Source organism: Nonomuraea sp. CA-141351 (genome assembly GCF_050944675.1).
In the GTDB taxonomy this organism is placed as follows: domain Bacteria; phylum Actinomycetota; class Actinomycetes; order Streptosporangiales; family Streptosporangiaceae; genus Nonomuraea.
Window position 1 is genome coordinate 9,145,375 of the sequence record NZ_CP191982.1, and the last position, 16,521, is coordinate 9,161,895.

The window sequence follows — 16,521 nt, forward strand, 5'->3', positions numbered from 1 at the left end:
ACACCGGTCGCGTGGCCGTACGCGCCTCTGGCCGTCATCGCGTCGCGATCAATGAGGGTTACGTCGCCGCCGCACCCGCCGATCTGACGCTACTCCAGCGAGCTGACGGATACGGTTACAGCACAAGGACAGAAGGAGGATGCGCTTCCCCTCGGCGCGACGGCCGAGGCAGCCGCGCAGCACAAGATGGCCCGACGCACGACTGCACCCCCACCTGAGGACTTCGAGGAGCGGATCGTCGACATCGACGTCACCTCCGAGATGCGCACCAGCTATCTCGAGTACGCGTACTCGGTGATCTACCAGCGCGCCCTGCCCGACGCGCGCGACGGCCTCAAGCCCGTGCAGCGGCGCATCCTCTACTCGATGAGCGAGATGGGGCTGCGCCCCGACCGCGGCCACGTCAAGTCGTCGCGCGTCGTCGGCGACGTCATGGGCAAGCTGCACCCCCACGGCGACAGCGCCATCTACGACGCCCTCGTCCGCCTGGCGCAGCCGTTCTCCATGCGCCTGCCGCTCGTCGACGGCCACGGCAACTTCGGCTCCCCCGACGACCTGCCCGCCGCCATGCGTTACACCGAGGCCAGGCTGGCCCCGGCGGCGATGCTCATGGTCGACTCACTCCACGAGGAGACCGTCGACTTCAAGCCCAACTACGACGGCCAGGAGACCGAGCCGGTCGTCATGCCGGCGGCGTTCCCCAATCTGCTGGTCAACGGCACGAGCGGCATCGCGGTCGGCATGGCCACCAACATGGCGCCGCACAACCTCGGCGAGGTCGTGGCCGCCGCCCGCCACCTGATCAAGAAGCCGACCGCGACGCTGGACGAGCTGATGACGTTCGTGCCGGGTCCGGACCTGCCGACGGGCGGCACGATCATCGGCCTGCAGGGGGTGAGAGACGCGTATGAGACCGGGCGGGGCACGTTCCGCATGCGGGCCAAGTGCGCGGTCGAGCAGATCACGCCCCGCCGCAAGGGCATCGTCGTCACCGAGCTCCCCTACAACGTCGGCCCCGAGCGTGTCGTCACCAAGATCAAGGAGCTGGTGACGTCCAAGAAGCTCCAGGGCATCGCCGACCTCAAGGACCTCACCGACCGCCACAAGGGCCTGCGCCTGGTCATCGAGATCAAGAACGGCTTCATCCCCGAGGCCGTCCTCGAGGAGCTCTACCGGCTGACGCCGATGGAGGAGACGTTCGGCATCAACAACGTCGCCCTCGTCGACGGCGAGCCGCGCACGCTCGGCCTGCGCGAGATGCTCCAGGTCTATGTCGACCACCGGATCGAGGTGGTGCGCCGCAGGTCGGAGTTCAGGCGGCGCAAGCGCGAGGAGCGCCTCCACCTGGTCGACGGCCTCATCATCGCCCTGCTCAACATCGACGAGGTCATCCAGGTCATCCGCTCCTCCGACGACTCGGCAGAGGCGCGCACCCGGTTGATGGACGTGTTCGACCTGACCGAGATCCAGGCCGCCTACATCCTGGACACGCCGCTGCGGCGGCTCACCAAGTACGACAAGCTGGAGCTCGATCGGGAGAAGCAGACGCTGAGCGACGAGATCGCGCAGCTCACCGAGATCCTCTCCTCCGAGGCGAAGCTCCGTCAGGTGGTCTCGGGCGAGCTGGCCGAGGTGGCCAAGAAGTACGGCATGCCGCGCCGCACCGTGCTGCTGGAGGCGCCGGGCGTCACCCGCACCCCGGTGGTGGATCTGCAGGTGGCCGACGACCCGTGCCTGGCGCTGCTGTCCTCGACCGGCCTGCTGGCGCGCACCTCCGACGCCTCGCCGCTGTCGGGCGAGGGCGAGCGCTCGGCGCACGACGTGCTGGTGTCGGTCGTGAAGACGTCCGTACGCGGCGAGGTCGGCGTGGTGACGTCGCTGGGCCGGCTGATCCGGGTCCAGGTCGTCGACCTGCCGACGCTGCCCACCACGGCCAACCCGCCGTCCCTTTCCGGCGGGCACCCGGTCTCCGAGTACGTCTCCCTGCAGCCCGACGAGCGGGTGGTCGGCCTCGGCTCCCTCGACCCCGACGGCCCCGGCCTGGCGCTGGGCACGGTGCAGGGCGTGGTCAAGCGGGTGGTGCCCGACTACCCGGCCAACCGCGACGACTTCGAAGTGATCACATTGAAGGACGGCGACAGCGTGATAGGCGCCGTCGAGCTCGTGTCCGAGTCGCACGACCTGGTGTTCATCTCCTCCGACGCCCAACTCCTGCGCTTCCAGGCCTCGCTGGTGCGCCCGCAGGGCCGCCCGGCGGGCGGCATGGCGGGCATCCGGCTGGACGACGGCGCCAGGGTGGTCTGGTTCGGGGTGGTGGATCCCGAACGTCCCGCGCACGTGGTCACGGTCGCCGGCTCCTCCACGGCACTGCCTGGGACGCAGGTGGGGGGCGGCAAGCTGTCCGACTACGCGGAGTTCCCGGCCAAGGGCCGGGCGACGGGCGGGGTGCGGGCCCAGCGCTTCCTGAAGGGCGAGGACGAGCTGCTGCTGGCCTGGGCCGGCCCGGCTCCGGCCAAGGCGGTCTCGGGCGTGGGCAAGCCGGTGCCGCTTCCGGACGAGCTCGGGCGCAGGGACGGCTCAGGCGTCCGCCTCACCCACACCATCGGCGCCATCGGCGGCGCTCTCGCCTCGACCACCGACTCCCTCACACCGGAGGTGACGGGCTCACCGGCCGCCTCGGAGGAGGAACCACCGGCGCTCTGACACTTCCCCGAGTCCGGGGCTGCCGGCCCTTCTACGGTCCGGCGACGGCATGACAGGACATGGCCCCGGCTCGGCGCTCGAGTGTGACACGGCCCGGCGTGACACCGTGCGGCCCGATGGGTGGCTGCAGGCTCCCGCCGGATCCGGTGCGATACGACGAGGCGCCATAACGTGGCCTGGCCTAAGGGCGCCATGTGGCTCGGGCGGCGGGTCGGCGCGGGGCCGGTGTGGTACGACGCGACGACTCGGCGCGCGTGGGCGATGAGTGGCGGCGCGTGGGCCAGTGTGGCGTGTGACGCGACGGCTCGGCGCATGTGGGTCATGAGCGGCGGCGGCCCCGAAGTGGGGCATGTTATGAAATGCCGTCCGCCGCCGATCTCATCTGGGAGAGCGCTCTCTCCCAGAACCGGAGGTACCGTGTCCCGATTCAGACCCCCGTTATGGGCGGCCCTTGCCCTGGTCGCCTCTCTGATCGTCGCGCCGCAGGCAGCGGCGGCCGCCGCGCCACCCACCATCACCGACTTCGAGTCGGACACCGTTCCCACCGGCGTGTACGCCTGGGGCAACGACGCGGCTTCGACCCCCACGCTCACGGTCGAGCCGGACCCCGGCAGGCCAGAGGCGCCGGCGACCAACCGGGTGCTCAAGTCCGTCTACCACGTGAGCCAGTGGGGCGGCTGGTCGCATGATCTGGCCGCCGCGCAGGACTGGTCCCCGTACGAAGGCTTCTCCTTCTGGGTGAACGGGGCAGGCTCGGGCCAGAAGATCTTCTTCGAGATCAAGGACGGCGGCACGGGGGCGGGCGCCGCCGAGCTGTTCGAGTCGTCGTTCACCGACGACGCGGCGGGCTGGCGGCAGGTGAAGGTGCCGTTCTCGAGCTTCACCAGGCGTACCGACTACCAGCCCGGCGGCGCGCCCACCGACGGCGAGCTGGACCTGGTGGCCATGTGGGGCTACTCGATGCGGCTGCCGACCGCGCAGGGCACGCTCGAATGGGACCAGGTCGAGCTCTACGGGACGGCGCCCCCGCGGCCCGCCAGGTTGTCCACCGACCAGACCGTCTACCCGGTGAACGAGAAGGGCGAGGTGAAGGTCTCCGTCACCGTCACCACCGCCACCGGCCAGCCCCTGCCCGCCGACCTGGCCGTGAACTACAAGACCGGTACGGGCACCGCGACCCCCGGCAGTGACTACACGCCCGCGGAAGGCACGTTGACGTTCCCGGCGGGCACGGCGTCCGGGGCTGCCAGGTCGTTCACGATCAAGACGCTGAAGGACGGCCAGGACGAGGTCGCCGAGACCATCCCGATCGAGCTGTCCGGCACCGGCACCAGGCCCCCGGCCGAAGCGCCGGTCGTCGTGATCAACGCGCACGGTCTCCCGTACTTGAACTCCCGCAAACCCATCAAGGAGCGCGTGGCCGACCTGCTGCAGCGGATGACGCTGGAGGAGAAGATCGGGCAGATGACGCAGGCCGAGCGCAACGCGCTGGGCAAGCAGAGCGACATCGCCGCGTACGCGCTCGGCTCCCTCCTGTCGGGCGGCGGCTCCACCCCCACGCCGAACACGCCGGAGGCGTGGGCCGACATGATCGACGCGTTCCAGCTCCAGGCGCAGCGGACCCGGCTCCAGGTGCCGCTGATCTACGGCGTGGACGCGGTGCACGGCCACAACAACGTGGTCGGCGCGACGATCTTCCCGCACAACGTCGGAATGGGCGCCACCCGCGACCCCGAGCTGGTCGAGCGGCAAGGCAAGATCACCGCACAGGAGGTCAAGGCCACCGGCGTCCCGTGGGACTTCGCGCCGTGCCTGTGCGTGTCGCGCGACGACCGTTGGGGCCGGGCGTATGAGTCGTTCGGTGAGGACCCGGCGCTGGTGTCGCGGATGACCACGATCATCGACGGCCTCCAGGACAACGGCGTGCTCGCCACCGCCAAGCACTACGTCGGCGACGGCGGCACCGCGTACGGCTCGTCGACGAGCGGCGACTACACCATCGACCAGGGCGTCACCAAGGTGAGCCGGCAGGAGCTCGAGGCGATCCACCTGGCGCCGTTCGCAGAGGCGGTCAAGCGGGGCGTGGCCACGGTCATGCCGTCGTTCTCCAGCGTGGACTTCGGCGACGGCCCGCTCAAGATGCACGCCCACAAGGAGCTGATCACGGACGTGCTCAAGGGCCGGCTCGGCTTCAAGGGGTTCGTGATCAGTGACTGGCAGGCCATCGACCAGATCCCCGGGGACTACGCGAGCGACGTGCGCACCTCGATCAACGCCGGACTCGACATGATCATGGTGCCGTACGCGTACCCGGCTTTCGAGAGCACGCTGAAGGCCGAGGTGGAGGCGGGGCGCGTGCCACCCGGTCGCGTGGACGACGCGGTCGCCAGGATCCTGACGCAGAAGTTCAGGCTGGGGCTGTTCGAGCACCCGTACGCCGACCGGTCGGGGATCGGCGACGTCGGCTCGGCGGCGCACCGGGCGGTCGCGCGCACGGCCGCGGCCAAGTCGCAGGTGCTGCTGAAGAACGACGGCGGACTCCTCCCCCTGCGCCGCGACGCCAGGGTCTACGTGGCCGGCTCGAACGCCGACGACATCGGCAACCAGACGGGCGGCTGGACGATCACCTGGCAGGGCTCGTCCGGGCCGATCACGCCCGGCACCACGATCCTGTCGGCCATCCGCTCCCGCGCCTCCTCCGTGACGTACTCCCGCGACGCCTCCGCCGGCCTCGCCGGACACGACGTGGGCGTCGTGGTGGTGGGCGAGACCCCGTACGCCGAGGGCCAGGGCGATGTGGGCCGTGCCGGCCGCACGCTGAACCTGTCGGCCGCCGACCGGGCGGCGATCGACAAGGTGTGCGGGGCGATGAAGTGCGTCGTCCTGGTCGTCTCGGGGCGTCCGCTGCTGCTCGGCGACCTGTCGGGCGTCGAAGCCGTGGTGGCCTCCTGGCTGCCGGGCACCGAGGGCGACGGGGTGGCCGACCCGCTGTTCGGCGCGGTCCCGTACACCGGGCGGCTGCCGTTCACCTGGTTCCGCTCGGTGGAGCAGCTGCCGATCAACGTGGGCGACGCCGCGTATGATCCGCTCTGGCCTTACGGGTGGGGGCTGCGCACGGACCGGGCGCGTGACCGGCTCAAGGCCGCGCGTGACCGGCTCACCTCCGGTGATGGCCTCTCCAAGGCCGCGGCAGCGGTCCTGACGGTGTCCGGGCGCGCCTGGAACACCGATGGGTCGGTACGTGACGCGCGTGCCGTCCTGGCCGCCCTGGGCACGGCCGCGGCGCTGCTCGAACACTCGAAGACCGACACGTACGCCGTGGACGACGCCGTCGTGTCGGTGGCCAGGGACATCGCGCAGAGCGCGGGCAAGCGGCCCGACCTGCAGGCGTCGGCCGACCACGAGCTGGCGGCGGGCAACCTGCGGAAGGCGGTGGACCTGCTGGCCCAGGCCACCCGCTGAGACTGCAGGGGCTGGCCCCGCGCCCGGCGGGGTCAGCCCCTCTCCCCAGGACGCGGCCCGCCGTCCCGCGGGCAGTCCCCTCGCGCCTGGGGAAGTCCTAGTCCTTACAGAGGCAGAACGTGTGCCCGGCCGGATCCAGGAACACCCGGAAGCTGTCGTCCTCGCTCGGCTGGTGCTCGTGCTTGGTGGCGCCGATCTCGATGGCCTGCTTCTCCGCCTGGTCCAGGTCGGTGACCGTCAGGTCGAGGTGGAGCTGCTGAGGCCGTTCCGGATCCGGCCAGGTCGGCGGCCGGAAGTCGGACGCGAGCTGGAACGCCACCCGCTTGGGCGACCCGCCGTCGCTCACCACCACCCACTCGTCATCCGCGTACGTGACGGGCCACCCCAGCAATCGGGAATAGAACTCGGCCAGCCCCTTCGGATCGGGGCAGTCGAGCACGATGCTGCGGAACTCCGCGATGCCGCTCACTCAATTCACCTCTCCGGTTCGTTTGCCGGGACGTCCTCAGACGAGAATGAATGCCATGGCTGCCAACTCGTTCATGGTCCCACTGGGCACTCCGGCGCCCTCCTTTGACCTGACCGCCATCAACGGCGGCAGCGTCTCGCTCGAAGACCTCAAAGGCTCGCCCGCCACCCTCGTGGTCTTCCTCTCCAACCACTGTCCGTACGTGCGGCACATCGAGAAGGGCCTGGGCGCCCTCGCCGCCGACTACGGCGCCAGGCTGTCGATCGTCGCGATCTGCAGCAACGACAGCGTGAACTACCCAGACGACGATCCGACACACCTCGCGGAGCAGGCTGCCCGAGCCGGATTCACATTTCCGTACCTGCTGGACGACACCCAGGACGTGGCCAAGGCCTATCGGGCGGCGTGCACGCCCGACTTCTTCCTGTATGACGGGCAGCTCCAGCTCGCCTACCGGGGCGAGTTCGACGGCGCGAGGCCGGGCAACTCGGTGCCGGTGACCGGCGAGTCGCTGCGTGCGGCCATCGACGCCCTGCTCGAGGGCCAGCCGCTGCCCGAGGAGCAGCACCCGTCGATCGGTTGCGGCATCAAGTGGAAGCCGGGCAACGCTCCCGCGTGATCCGTGGGCGTCAGCCGCAAGCCCTGTCCCTTGCTGACCGGCTTCCCGGCTACTGGCTGGCTTCCTGGCTGGCGGCGCTGATGGCGGATGGGAGGGCGAGCAGCAGTTCGTGCGGCTCGCCGCCCTGCCAGTGGCGGATCAACCGGTTGCCCGCCTCCCCGGGGTCGAAGCTCTCACAGCCCAGCGGTCCGAAGCAGCCCGCCTGGTCCAGCATGAGGATCAACGGATCGTCGTCCGGGAGGCTGGCGGCGTAGGCGGAGGTGTCGAGGAGGGCCAGGGCCGCCTTGGCGTTGCGGCCCCCGTCCCTGACCTCCACGCGGTCCAGGCGGCGCCATGCTTGGGCACGGAGATACGCGGCGAGCGATTCGGACCTACTCACGACAAACCTTCTTCGATCACGTACAAAGGGCTACGACATCATCACGCAAAGTGATGCGCTTTCGTGGGATGTTTGCCAACTCCAGCCAGTCGCGACCCCGTTCATCACCAACATTGGGGCACAGTGCATCATTTGTGGCATGAGTGCGTTCGACGACCTGTATGCCGCCAACGCGAGATTTGCCACTACGTTTGCAAACTCCGAGCTAACCGGCCGCGCCGCCCGCGGGCTGGCCGTCGTGACCTGCATGGACTCCCGCATCGACCCGCTCGGCCTGCTCGGTCTGAAGGCCGGCGATGCCAAGATCCTCCGTAACGCCGGCGCCCGGGTGACGGACGACGTCCTGCGTACCCTGGTCCTGGCCGTCTACCTGCTCGGGGTGGAGCGTGTGCTCGTCATGCCCCATACGGACTGCGGCATGACCAAGGTGACGGACTCGGACGTGCACGCTCTGACCCAGGAACGCGGCGTGGACACCCGGAGCCTGGAGTTCCACACGGTGCCCGACCAGCATGAGGCGCTCCGTCACGACCTCACCCGCATCAGGACCACCCCGTTCCTGCCCGAGGGGACGCCGGTGGCGGGCGCCATCTACGACGTCCACACCGGCCGCCTGACGCCTGCGCCGTTCTGAGTTCCTTCGAGTGTGAGTGGTGCCCGGGCGTGGCGGCGGTGCGGGACGAAGGACCTACGCCACGACCGGGCGCCGGGCCCGCACCTCACCCCCACAGCCGTAGAGCGTCAGTTCCCGCGCCTGAGACCCACGAGCGACGCGCGAGGCCGCCCACCCCAGGGGATCGGCCCACACAGCCCTGCAGACGCCTCAGAGGCGCCCCTGCGGGCCACGTACGTACCTCTCGTACCTGCAGCAGGCGCCCGCAATCCCCATAGCGGCCCTCGGCCGACGCCCGAAACCCGCGATCCATGATCCACGGCGGCCCTTCACCAACGCCTCAAGCCGCCATCCCCGATCCCATGGCGGCCCTTCACGAGCGCTCGAATCCACCGTCCCACGGCAGCCCCTCACCAACGCCCCATCGCGGTCCTTCACGAGCGCTCGGACAGCGAGCAAGGGGCGTAAGGCCGCCAACCGCAGGTCAGCCGCCGCTAGGCGTCGATGTGGTCGCGGTCCACCTCGGCGGCGCTCTTGACGATGAACTCCCGTCGAGGCGCCACGTCGCTGCCCATCAGCAGGTTGAAGATGGCCTCGGCCTCCTCGACGTCCTCGATGCGGACCCGGCGCAGGATGCGGTGCCGCGGGTCCATGGTCGTCTCGGCCAGCTGGTCGGCGTCCATCTCGCCCAGACCCTTGTAACGCTGCACCGGGTCCTTCCACCGCTTGCCGCGCCGCTCGAGGTCGCGCAGCACCTTCTGCAGCTCGGCGTCGGAGTAGCAGTAGATGTACTTCTCCTTGCCCCGCCCGGGATTGGTCAGCTCGATGCGGTGCAGCGGCGGCACGGCGGCGAACACGCGGCCCGCCTCCACCATCGGCCGCATGTAGCGGTGGAAGAGGGTCAGGAGCAGGCAGCGGATGTGGGCGCCGTCGACGTCGGCGTCGGCCATGAGGATGACCTTGCCGTAGCGGGCGGCCTCGATGTCGAACGAGCGCCCGGACCCGGCCCCCACGACCTGGATGATGGCGGCGCACTCGGCGTTCTTGAGCATGTCGCTCACGGACGCCTTCTGCACGTTGAGGATCTTGCCCCGGATGGGGAGCAGCGCCTGGAACTCCGAGTCGCGGGCCAGCTTGGCCGTGCCGAGCGCCGAGTCACCCTCGACGATGAACAGCTCGCTGCGGTCCACCGAATCGTTGCGGCAGTCGACCAGCTTCGCCGGCAGCGCGGAGTTTTCCAGGGCGCTCTTGCGCCGCTGGTTGTCGCGGTGCTCGCGGGCCGCGATGCGGGCCTTGGCTGCGGCGACGACCTTCTCGAGCACGGCGCGGAGCGGCTGCTTGTAGCCGCGCGGCGGGTTGGTGAACAGCTCCCTGAGCTCACGGGAGACCACGTGGGAGACGATGCGGGTGGCCGCCGAGGTGCCGAGCACCTCCTTGGTCTGGCCCTCGAACTGCGGCTCCGGCACCCGGACCGTGACCACGCCGGTCAGGCCCTCGGAGATGTCGTCCTTGGTGACGGGGTCGTCGCCGTTCTTCAGCAGACGCGTCTCACGCAGCAGCTCGTTGATCGTGCGGACCAGGCCGCGCTCGAACCCGGTCAGGTGAGTGCCGCCCTTGGGGGTGGAGATCACGTTGACGAACGAGCGAACGGTCGACTCGTACCCCTTGCCCCAGCGGATCGCCACGTCGACGGTGAGCTCGCGCTGCACCTCGGTGGGCGTCATGTGGCCCTGGTCGTCGAGGACAGGCACGGTCTCGTGGAAGTGGCCCTCGCCCTGCAGGCGCAGCACGTCGCAGACAGGCTCGTCGCGGGCAAGGAACTCGGTGAACTCGGAGATGCCACCGTCGAAGCGGAACTCCTCCTCGACGCGCTCCTCGTGCCTGCTGTCACAGACCGCCAGGGTCAGGCCGGGCACCAGGAACGCCGTCTGCCGCAGCCGAACGTGGATCTCGTCGAGCGAGACCTCGGCGTCGGGCAGGAAGATCTGCTTGTCCGCCCAGAAGCGCACGCGGGTGCCGGCGACGTTCTTGGGGAGCTTGTCGCCGATCCGGAGCCCGGACTTCTTCTTGAACTTCGCGTTGGGCCCAGGGCCGTCGAAGATGCCGGGGACGCCGCGCCGGAAGCTGATCTCGTGTACGCGGCCGTCGCGGTCGACCTCGACGTCGACCCGCGAGGACAGGGCGTTGACCACGGATGCGCCGACGCCGTGGAGGCCACCGGAGGCGCCGTAGGAGCCACCGCCGAACTTGCCGCCCGCGTGCAGCTTCGTGTAAACGAGCTCGACCCCGGCCAGGCCGGACTTGGGCTCGATGTCGACGGGAATGCCCCGGCCGTTGTCTCGCACCTCGATGGAGCCGTCCGCGTAGAGCTCGACCTCGATGCGGTCGCAGTGGCCTGCGAGCGCTTCGTCGACGCCGTTGTCCACGATCTCCCAGAGACAATGCATGAGCCCGCGGCTGTCGGTGGACCCGATATACATGCCCGGGCGCTTGCGGACCGCTTCCAGGCCCTCAAGCACCGACAGGTGACGAGCCGTGTAACCCGCCTCCACTAGCGTCACTCCAGCTCCCCTGGTCTAGGCATCGAACACGTGTGCGTAGCCTACCGTTCTTCCCGCACGCGCGCGTACAAGCTTGCCACGCCGACACGTTTGCTGTTACCAACCGGCTGATCGTCATTACTTTGGGACACATTCCGCTCTGGGCGTAGAGAGCGGGCGGTTGGGAACGTCCACGTCCGGTTAGATGTTGTTCCAAGTGACTGACGCCAGATCCTCGCTTCGGCGGGGGTGACCCGAAAGGCGATACGTGACTGGAGCTCTCGCCCCCGTTAAGCCGCTGACGGCCCTCGACCGCTGCGACCGCTGCGGCGCCCAGGCCTACATTCGCGCGACCCTGCCCGTGGGTGGGGAGTTGCTGTTCTGCGCCCACCACGGGCGTCAGCACATCGCAGCGTTGCGCGAAAAGGGCGCCGACATCCTGGACGAGTCGGCTCGGCTCAGCGAAACCCCTGCAGTTGCCCCTAACGACGAGCGCTAAGCAGCGCTGGTCGTGCTGAGATAACCACATATTGCATGACGTAGAACGGCGACCCCGGCCCGACCGGGGTCGCCGTTCTGCGTTTGGACAGTCTGCACGCCTCACCTCACAGACCACATCCAGGCGCGAGGCCTGCCCAATCGCACCGGCTCCCCCTGCACCAAACGGCTCCATGGCGCCCTCTCCACCAACCGCTCCAGAAGCATCGACTCGACCTCCGCCAAGGCGCCATGCGAACGGCACAGCGTGCCACCCAGCCGATATCACGGGCGCGAACACGCCTCCGGGTTGAGCCGGACCCGTGTCGGGCGGTGGCCCGGCGTGTCAGCGGACCCGGTAGTGGTACCGGCCCGCGATCTCGAAGCCCTCGCCGCGATACAGCGCCTGGGCGGCCAGGTTTGGGGCGGTGGTGACCAGATACGCGGACCCAGCGCCAACATGCCGTACCAGCGCCCGCAGGACGGCACGAGCCAGCCCCCGGCGGCGGGCCTGGGGCAGGGTGGCCATGCAGTAAATCCCGAGCATGTCACCATGCGGCGCGGCACTCTCCGGCACCTCGATCGCGCCACCCCGCGGCGCGTCCGGCGCGTCAACCTGCGGTACGGCGCGGCCGACGGCGAGCGCGACCCCGTCCTCCTCGTACGCCGCATACCACGCCGGCACGCCCGTGCAGATTCGCTCCGCGTCCTCGAAACCGCTGCCGTACCGGCCGTCCACGGCCCACCACGTCTCCAGCCAGCCCCGCCACGGCCGGTCCTCGATCCTCACCTTGTGCGCAGGCAGACCAGCGGGCGAACCAGCCATGATGACGGTCGGGTCGACCAACTCGTAGCCTCTCCGTTCCAACTCCTCGTCCAGCCCGGGCGTGGCGTTCGGGCCCAGCGAGAAGACGCAACGTTGCCCGCGCTCCCCATAGAACACCTCCGCCGCCTCGATGGCACCGGCCAGGTCAGCGGGCTCGGTGAGAGCGAGAACGGAGTTCGCCCGCTTGGTCACACCACCGGCATAACGAAACACCCATCCGTCGTGAGTGTGCTGCTCGTAGGCAGGCCAGGCCTCGTGGACGAGGAGGTCGAAATTCACCAGCGCAGCCTAACCGACCTCCAGTTCGCCCCCGGCAGAAGGTGTTCCTCGGCCGAGAATCCTGCAATCGACGACCGCTGCCTGACGCCGGAGCACTGGAATCCCCGTGTCTTCGATCACCTCGGAGGAGCCCGGCCCCCATCACCGTGATCATGTCCAACGACACGGCCGGACGGGCGAACAGCCTGGTGGCGGCCGCCAGCCCCTTCACCTGGCCTCGCGCGGGCTCGGCGCGTCTTCTGACATGCCGCCCCTCAAACAGCCTCCTTGACGAACCGGACTGTGGTCCGATAACTTCACAATCCGGACCATAGTCCAGTTATTGTGAAGGAGTCCATCCATGACCGCACTCATCACCCGGGAAGAGCTCAAGGCCGCCATCGACGCCGGCGCCGTCACAGTCGTCGACGCCCTTGGCGGCGACTACTACGCCAAGCAGCACCTTCCCGGCGCGATCCCGCTGGTGGAGGCCGAGGTCGCCGACCGTGCCGCGGAGCTGCTGCCCGACAAGAACGCTCCGATCGTCACCTACTGCAGCAACCCCGCCTGCAACAACAGCCAGGCCGTCGCCACGCTCCTGGAGCGCCTCGGCTACACCAACGTCCGCAAGTACCGCGAGGGCATCGAGGACTGGGCGGCGGCGGACCTCCCGTTGCAGGGAGCGGCCGTCGTGTGACCGTGAAGGACATGCGGGCGATCGGGCCTGACGGCGTCGCTGCCGGGGACTGTCAGCCGGTGCAGTGCTCGTCCGGGACGGTGGCGTGCAGGCTGACCGCCGCCGAGGACGCGTGCACCTCCACCAGTTGCCGGGGGAAGACCCGGGCCGCGGGCACCGAGCAGAGGCAGATCTCGAAAGTGGCAGTCCTTGCTGACGCGACGCAGGTACAGGTTGGTGACCAGACAGGGCGGAAATGGTGGACGAGCGACGCGGGAATCGTTGGGGAGGAATATCCCACGGCTGACGATTTGGCGAAGAAGAGGCTCAAGGGGGCGCCGTTGCGGCGATCAGCCACGCCCACCCGGTGAGCGTCACCCTGGACAGAGCCCAGCCATGGTCGGCGGGTGGTGCCCCCTGGGGTCACCGTAAAAGATCATGTCGGGTCGGATGGGCGGCGAGAACCCGTCCGACCAGGAGCAATAAGGTAGGGGGCGTGCTGATCCTGTTGCCGCCGTCAGAAGGGAAAGCTTCTGACGGCAGCGGGCCGCCTGTCGGCGAGCTGTCCTTCCCAGCCCTCGACAAGGCCCGCAAACGCGTGCTGAACGCGCTCACCCGGGCTTCCAAGCGCCGCGACGCCCTCGACGTGCTCGGCCTCACGCCCGGGCTGGCGGGCGAGCTGGCCAAGAACGCGGCACTCAAGACCGCCCCCACCCTCCCCGCCGCCGACCTCTACACCGGCGTCCTCTACGACAACCTCGGCCTGAGCACCCTCGAGGACGAGCCGAGGAGGCGGGCGGAGGAGTCGGTGCTGATCTTCTCTGGCCTGTGGGGTGTGGTGCGAATCACGGATCACATCCCGCCGTACCGCCTCTCCATGGGCGTCAACCTGCCGCCTCTCGGTGGGCTGGCCATGTTCTGGCGTCCGCTGATCACCAAGGCACTGGATCGGGCCCCTGGGCTGGTGGTTGACCTCCGTTCGGCCACGTACGCGGGTGCCTGGCAGGCCGGCGAGCGTTCGGTTACGGTACGGGTGTTCCGGGACGGCAAGGTTGTCAGCCACATGGCCAAGGCGACCCGGGGCGAAATCGCCCGAGCCCTCCTGCGGCACGACACGACTCCCGGCACGCCTGACGAGCTCGCCAAGACCCTCGACGCCCTGGGCTACACCGTCAACCTGGCCGAACCCACCCGCGCCAACCGGCCCTGGACCCTTGACGTCCACGTCACCGAACCGTCCTAGTGTCGTTAACGCCCCTCGGCGGCACGCGGTCCTTGGTGGCGCGCTTCTTGGTGGCGGACGATCCTCTGCGGCGGAGGTGTCTCGGTGACGTGCCCTTCTCGGTGACGCACGCTGCTCGATGGTGGCTGGTCCTTGGAGGCGGGCGGTCGTTGGAAGCGGGCGTGTTCCGGCCACGGGGCACGACGGACGACGAGCGCGCGTCGCGTTCCGAACATAGGAGACGCGGGGCCGGCGCGGCATATGACGGCGGCGCGGGAGTGCCGCGGTGTCGGGCGCCATAACCAGCGCGAACGCATCCAGAACGCGACGTCGACAGGCGCGGAACATGAACGGCGGCACGGGAGCGGCGCGGTGTCGGGCGCCATAACCAGCGCGAACGCATCCAGAACGCGACGTCGACAGGCGCGGGGCGCCGGGTGCAGGCGCCTCGGGGGCACGCCCTGGGTGGTGAAGCCGCGATGTGAGGGATAAAAGGCCGCCGCCCCGCGCCGGAAAGGTCCGGGCGGGGCGGCGGGTGGGACAGAGGTCAGTCCAAGTAGTCCCGGAGGACCTGGGAGCGCGACGGGTGGCGCAGCTTGGACATGGTCTTCGACTCGATCTGCCGGATGCGCTCGCGCGTCACCCCGTAAACCTTGCCGATCTCGTCCAGCGTCTTGGGCTGCCCATCGGTGAGCCCGAAGCGCATCGAGACGACGCCCGCCTCCCGCTCCGACAACGTGTCGAGAACGGAGTGCAGCTGCTCCTGGAGCAGCGTGAAGCTGACGGCGTCGGCGGGGACGATGGCCTCGGAGTCCTCGATGAGGTCGCCGAACTCGCTGTCACCCTCCTCACCCAGCGGGGTGTGAAGGGAGATGGGCTCGCGGCCGTACTTCTGGACCTCGACGACCTTCTCGGGCGTCATGTCCAGCTCGCGGGCCAGCTCTTCCGGCGTCGGCTCGCGGCCGAGGTCCTGCAGCATCTGCCGCTGGACGCGGGCCAGCTTGTTGATCACTTCGACCATGTGGACCGGGATGCGGATGGTCCGCGCCTGGTCGGCCATGGCACGCGTGATCGCCTGCCGGATCCACCACGTGGCGTAGGTGGAGAACTTGTAGCCCTTGGTGTAGTCGAACTTCTCGACGGCCCTGATCAGGCCCAGGTTGCCTTCCTGGATCAGGTCGAGGAACAGCATCCCGCGCCCGGTGTAGCGCTTGGCCAGCGAGACCACGAGCCGGAGGTTGGCCTCCAGCAGGTGGTTCTTCGCCCGGCGGCCGTCTTCGGCGATCCACTCCAGCTCGGCCTTGACGTCGACCGGCAGCCCTTCGGTCTCCCCGCCGCCGAGCTGCTCCTCGGCGAACAGGCCCGCCTCGATGCGCTTGGCGAGCTCGACCTCCTGCTCGGCGTTGAGCAGGGGAACCTTGCCGATCTGCTTGAGGTAGTCCTTGACCGGGTCGGCCGTGGCGCCGGCGGCGGCGACCTGCGCGACCGGGGCGTCATCGTCGTCGTCGGAGAGGATGAGGACCTCGTCCTCGCTCTTTTCGACCGCGGCGACGTCGGCGGGCTTGGGCTCCTCTTCGGAGTCGTCGTCGGAGTCGGAGTCACCCTCGTCGGAGTCGCCCTCGGCGACGATCTCTTCGTCCTCGACGTCGAGATCCTCGAGGTCCTCCAGCTCGACGTCGCCGTCGAGCTCGATGTCCTCGTCGTCGTCCGAGTCGGCCTTGGACTCGGGTGCCTTCGGCTTGGTCTCGGCAGGCCCAGCGCTCTTAGGCTCGGCCTTCTTGGCGGCGGCGGGAGCCGCGGCCTTCTTCGCCGCCGGAGCGGCCTTCTTGGCAGGGGCCGCCTTCTTGGCGGCCGGCTCGGCTTCAGCGGTGCCCACGACCGCGGTCACGGTCTCGGGCTGCTGCTCTTTGGCGGCCGCCGCCGTCTTGGTCTTGACGGGGGCGGCAGTGCGGCGCTTTGCTGGACCACGAGACTTCTTCGGCGCAGCCGAATCCGCGGCGGTCACCACCACGGTCACGCCCTCTTTGCTGAGGTTCCGCAAGAACGCGGCGGCGTGCGACATGGGGATGTCCGCCTCCTCGAAGGCCTGACGAACATCCTCAGACTCGAGGAAACCCTGCGAGCGCCCACGCTCGAGCAGTCGCTGAATGACGGGCTCGTTCAGCTCTTGTGGCTTCGAGCGAGTCGAACTTGCAGGCGACACGAACACCTCTCGAACGAACGCGTGGCGACAATGGACCCAGATGCCCGCTGGGGGGCTGTTGCCTCTCTCGGAGA

At 69.2% G+C, this 16,521-nt stretch carries 12 protein-coding genes; 7 read left to right on the forward strand and 5 right to left on the reverse strand.

Going from position 1 to position 16,521, the window contains the following annotated elements; translation table 11 throughout:
• Positions 1–186 precede the first annotated feature (186 nt).
• Positions 187–2,703, forward strand: coding sequence for a DNA gyrase/topoisomerase IV subunit A (locus ACQPWU_RS43015; protein WP_433431418.1), 2,517 nt, complete (start codon positions 187–189; stop codon positions 2,701–2,703).
• 417 nt (positions 2,704–3,120) lie between these two features.
• Positions 3,121–6,165, forward strand: a complete 3,045-nt coding sequence (locus ACQPWU_RS43020; RefSeq protein WP_433431419.1) for a glycoside hydrolase family 3 N-terminal domain-containing protein — start codon at positions 3,121–3,123, stop codon at positions 6,163–6,165.
• 97 nt (positions 6,166–6,262) lie between these two features.
• Here the strand turns inward: ACQPWU_RS43020 and ACQPWU_RS43025 are convergent, their stop codons facing one another.
• A complete protein-coding gene (locus tag ACQPWU_RS43025; protein ID WP_433431420.1) occupies positions 6,263–6,634 on the reverse strand; it encodes a VOC family protein in 372 nt (123 codons plus the stop codon).
• A gap of 55 nt (positions 6,635–6,689) precedes the next feature.
• On the opposite strand from ACQPWU_RS43025, the gene ACQPWU_RS43030 reads away from it, so the two are divergent.
• Positions 6,690–7,253 (forward strand): thioredoxin family protein, encoded by a 564-nt coding sequence (locus tag ACQPWU_RS43030; protein WP_360697245.1) that lies wholly within the window; start codon positions 6,690–6,692, stop codon positions 7,251–7,253.
• A 49-nt stretch (positions 7,254–7,302) separates the two neighbouring features.
• On the opposite strand, the gene ACQPWU_RS43035 is transcribed toward ACQPWU_RS43030, so the two are convergent.
• A complete protein-coding gene (locus ACQPWU_RS43035) occupies positions 7,303–7,632 on the reverse strand; it encodes a hypothetical protein (RefSeq protein ID WP_433431421.1) in 330 nt (109 codons plus the stop codon).
• A 139-nt stretch (positions 7,633–7,771) separates the two neighbouring features.
• Here ACQPWU_RS43035 and ACQPWU_RS43040 point away from each other — a divergent pair, with 139 nt between their 5' ends.
• Entirely contained in the window at positions 7,772–8,266 is a 495-nt protein-coding gene (locus ACQPWU_RS43040) for a beta-class carbonic anhydrase (protein WP_433431422.1), read from the forward strand.
• Positions 8,267–8,739: 473 nt separating this feature from the next.
• Here ACQPWU_RS43040 and ACQPWU_RS43045 read toward each other — a convergent pair whose 3' ends face one another.
• Complete coding sequence (locus tag ACQPWU_RS43045; RefSeq protein ID WP_433431423.1) at positions 8,740–10,806, reverse strand: DNA gyrase/topoisomerase IV subunit B; 2,067 nt, start codon at positions 10,804–10,806, stop codon at positions 8,740–8,742.
• Between the two features lie 247 nt (positions 10,807–11,053).
• Here ACQPWU_RS43045 and ACQPWU_RS43050 point away from each other — a divergent pair, with 247 nt between their 5' ends.
• On the forward strand, positions 11,054–11,284 hold the full coding sequence (locus ACQPWU_RS43050; RefSeq protein ID WP_360697233.1) for a DUF7455 domain-containing protein: 231 nt from the start codon (positions 11,054–11,056) through the stop codon (positions 11,282–11,284).
• Positions 11,285–11,608: 324 nt separating this feature from the next.
• On the opposite strand, the gene ACQPWU_RS43055 is transcribed toward ACQPWU_RS43050, so the two are convergent.
• Positions 11,609–12,367 (reverse strand): GNAT family N-acetyltransferase, encoded by a 759-nt coding sequence (locus ACQPWU_RS43055; RefSeq protein WP_433431424.1) that lies wholly within the window; start codon positions 12,365–12,367, stop codon positions 11,609–11,611.
• Positions 12,368–12,707: 340 nt separating this feature from the next.
• Here ACQPWU_RS43055 and ACQPWU_RS43060 point away from each other — a divergent pair, with 340 nt between their 5' ends.
• Together ACQPWU_RS43060 and ACQPWU_RS43065 are read left to right on the forward strand one after the other, a co-directional pair.
• A complete protein-coding gene (locus tag ACQPWU_RS43060; RefSeq protein WP_433431425.1) occupies positions 12,708–13,043 on the forward strand; it encodes a rhodanese-like domain-containing protein in 336 nt (111 codons plus the stop codon).
• Between the two features lie 475 nt (positions 13,044–13,518).
• Positions 13,519–14,265 (forward strand): YaaA family protein, encoded by a 747-nt coding sequence (locus ACQPWU_RS43065; protein ID WP_433431426.1) that lies wholly within the window; start codon positions 13,519–13,521, stop codon positions 14,263–14,265.
• A 526-nt stretch (positions 14,266–14,791) separates the two neighbouring features.
• On the opposite strand, the gene ACQPWU_RS43070 is transcribed toward ACQPWU_RS43065, so the two are convergent.
• Complete coding sequence (locus ACQPWU_RS43070; protein WP_360697218.1) at positions 14,792–16,447, reverse strand: RNA polymerase sigma factor; 1,656 nt, start codon at positions 16,445–16,447, stop codon at positions 14,792–14,794.
• Positions 16,448–16,521 lie beyond the last annotated feature (74 nt).

Bases quoted from the DNA above. Each gene is read 5' to 3' on its own strand.
- ACQPWU_RS43015 (WP_433431418.1), top strand. From the start codon at position 187: ATGGCCCGACGCACGACTGCACCCCCACCTGAGGACTTCGAGGAGCGG.
- ACQPWU_RS43030 (WP_360697245.1), top strand. From the start codon at position 6,690: ATGGCTGCCAACTCGTTCATGGTCCCACTGGGCACTCCGGCGCCCTCC.
- ACQPWU_RS43040 (WP_433431422.1), top strand. From the start codon at position 7,772: ATGAGTGCGTTCGACGACCTGTATGCCGCCAACGCGAGATTTGCCACT.
- ACQPWU_RS43060 (WP_433431425.1), top strand. From the start codon at position 12,708: ATGACCGCACTCATCACCCGGGAAGAGCTCAAGGCCGCCATCGACGCC.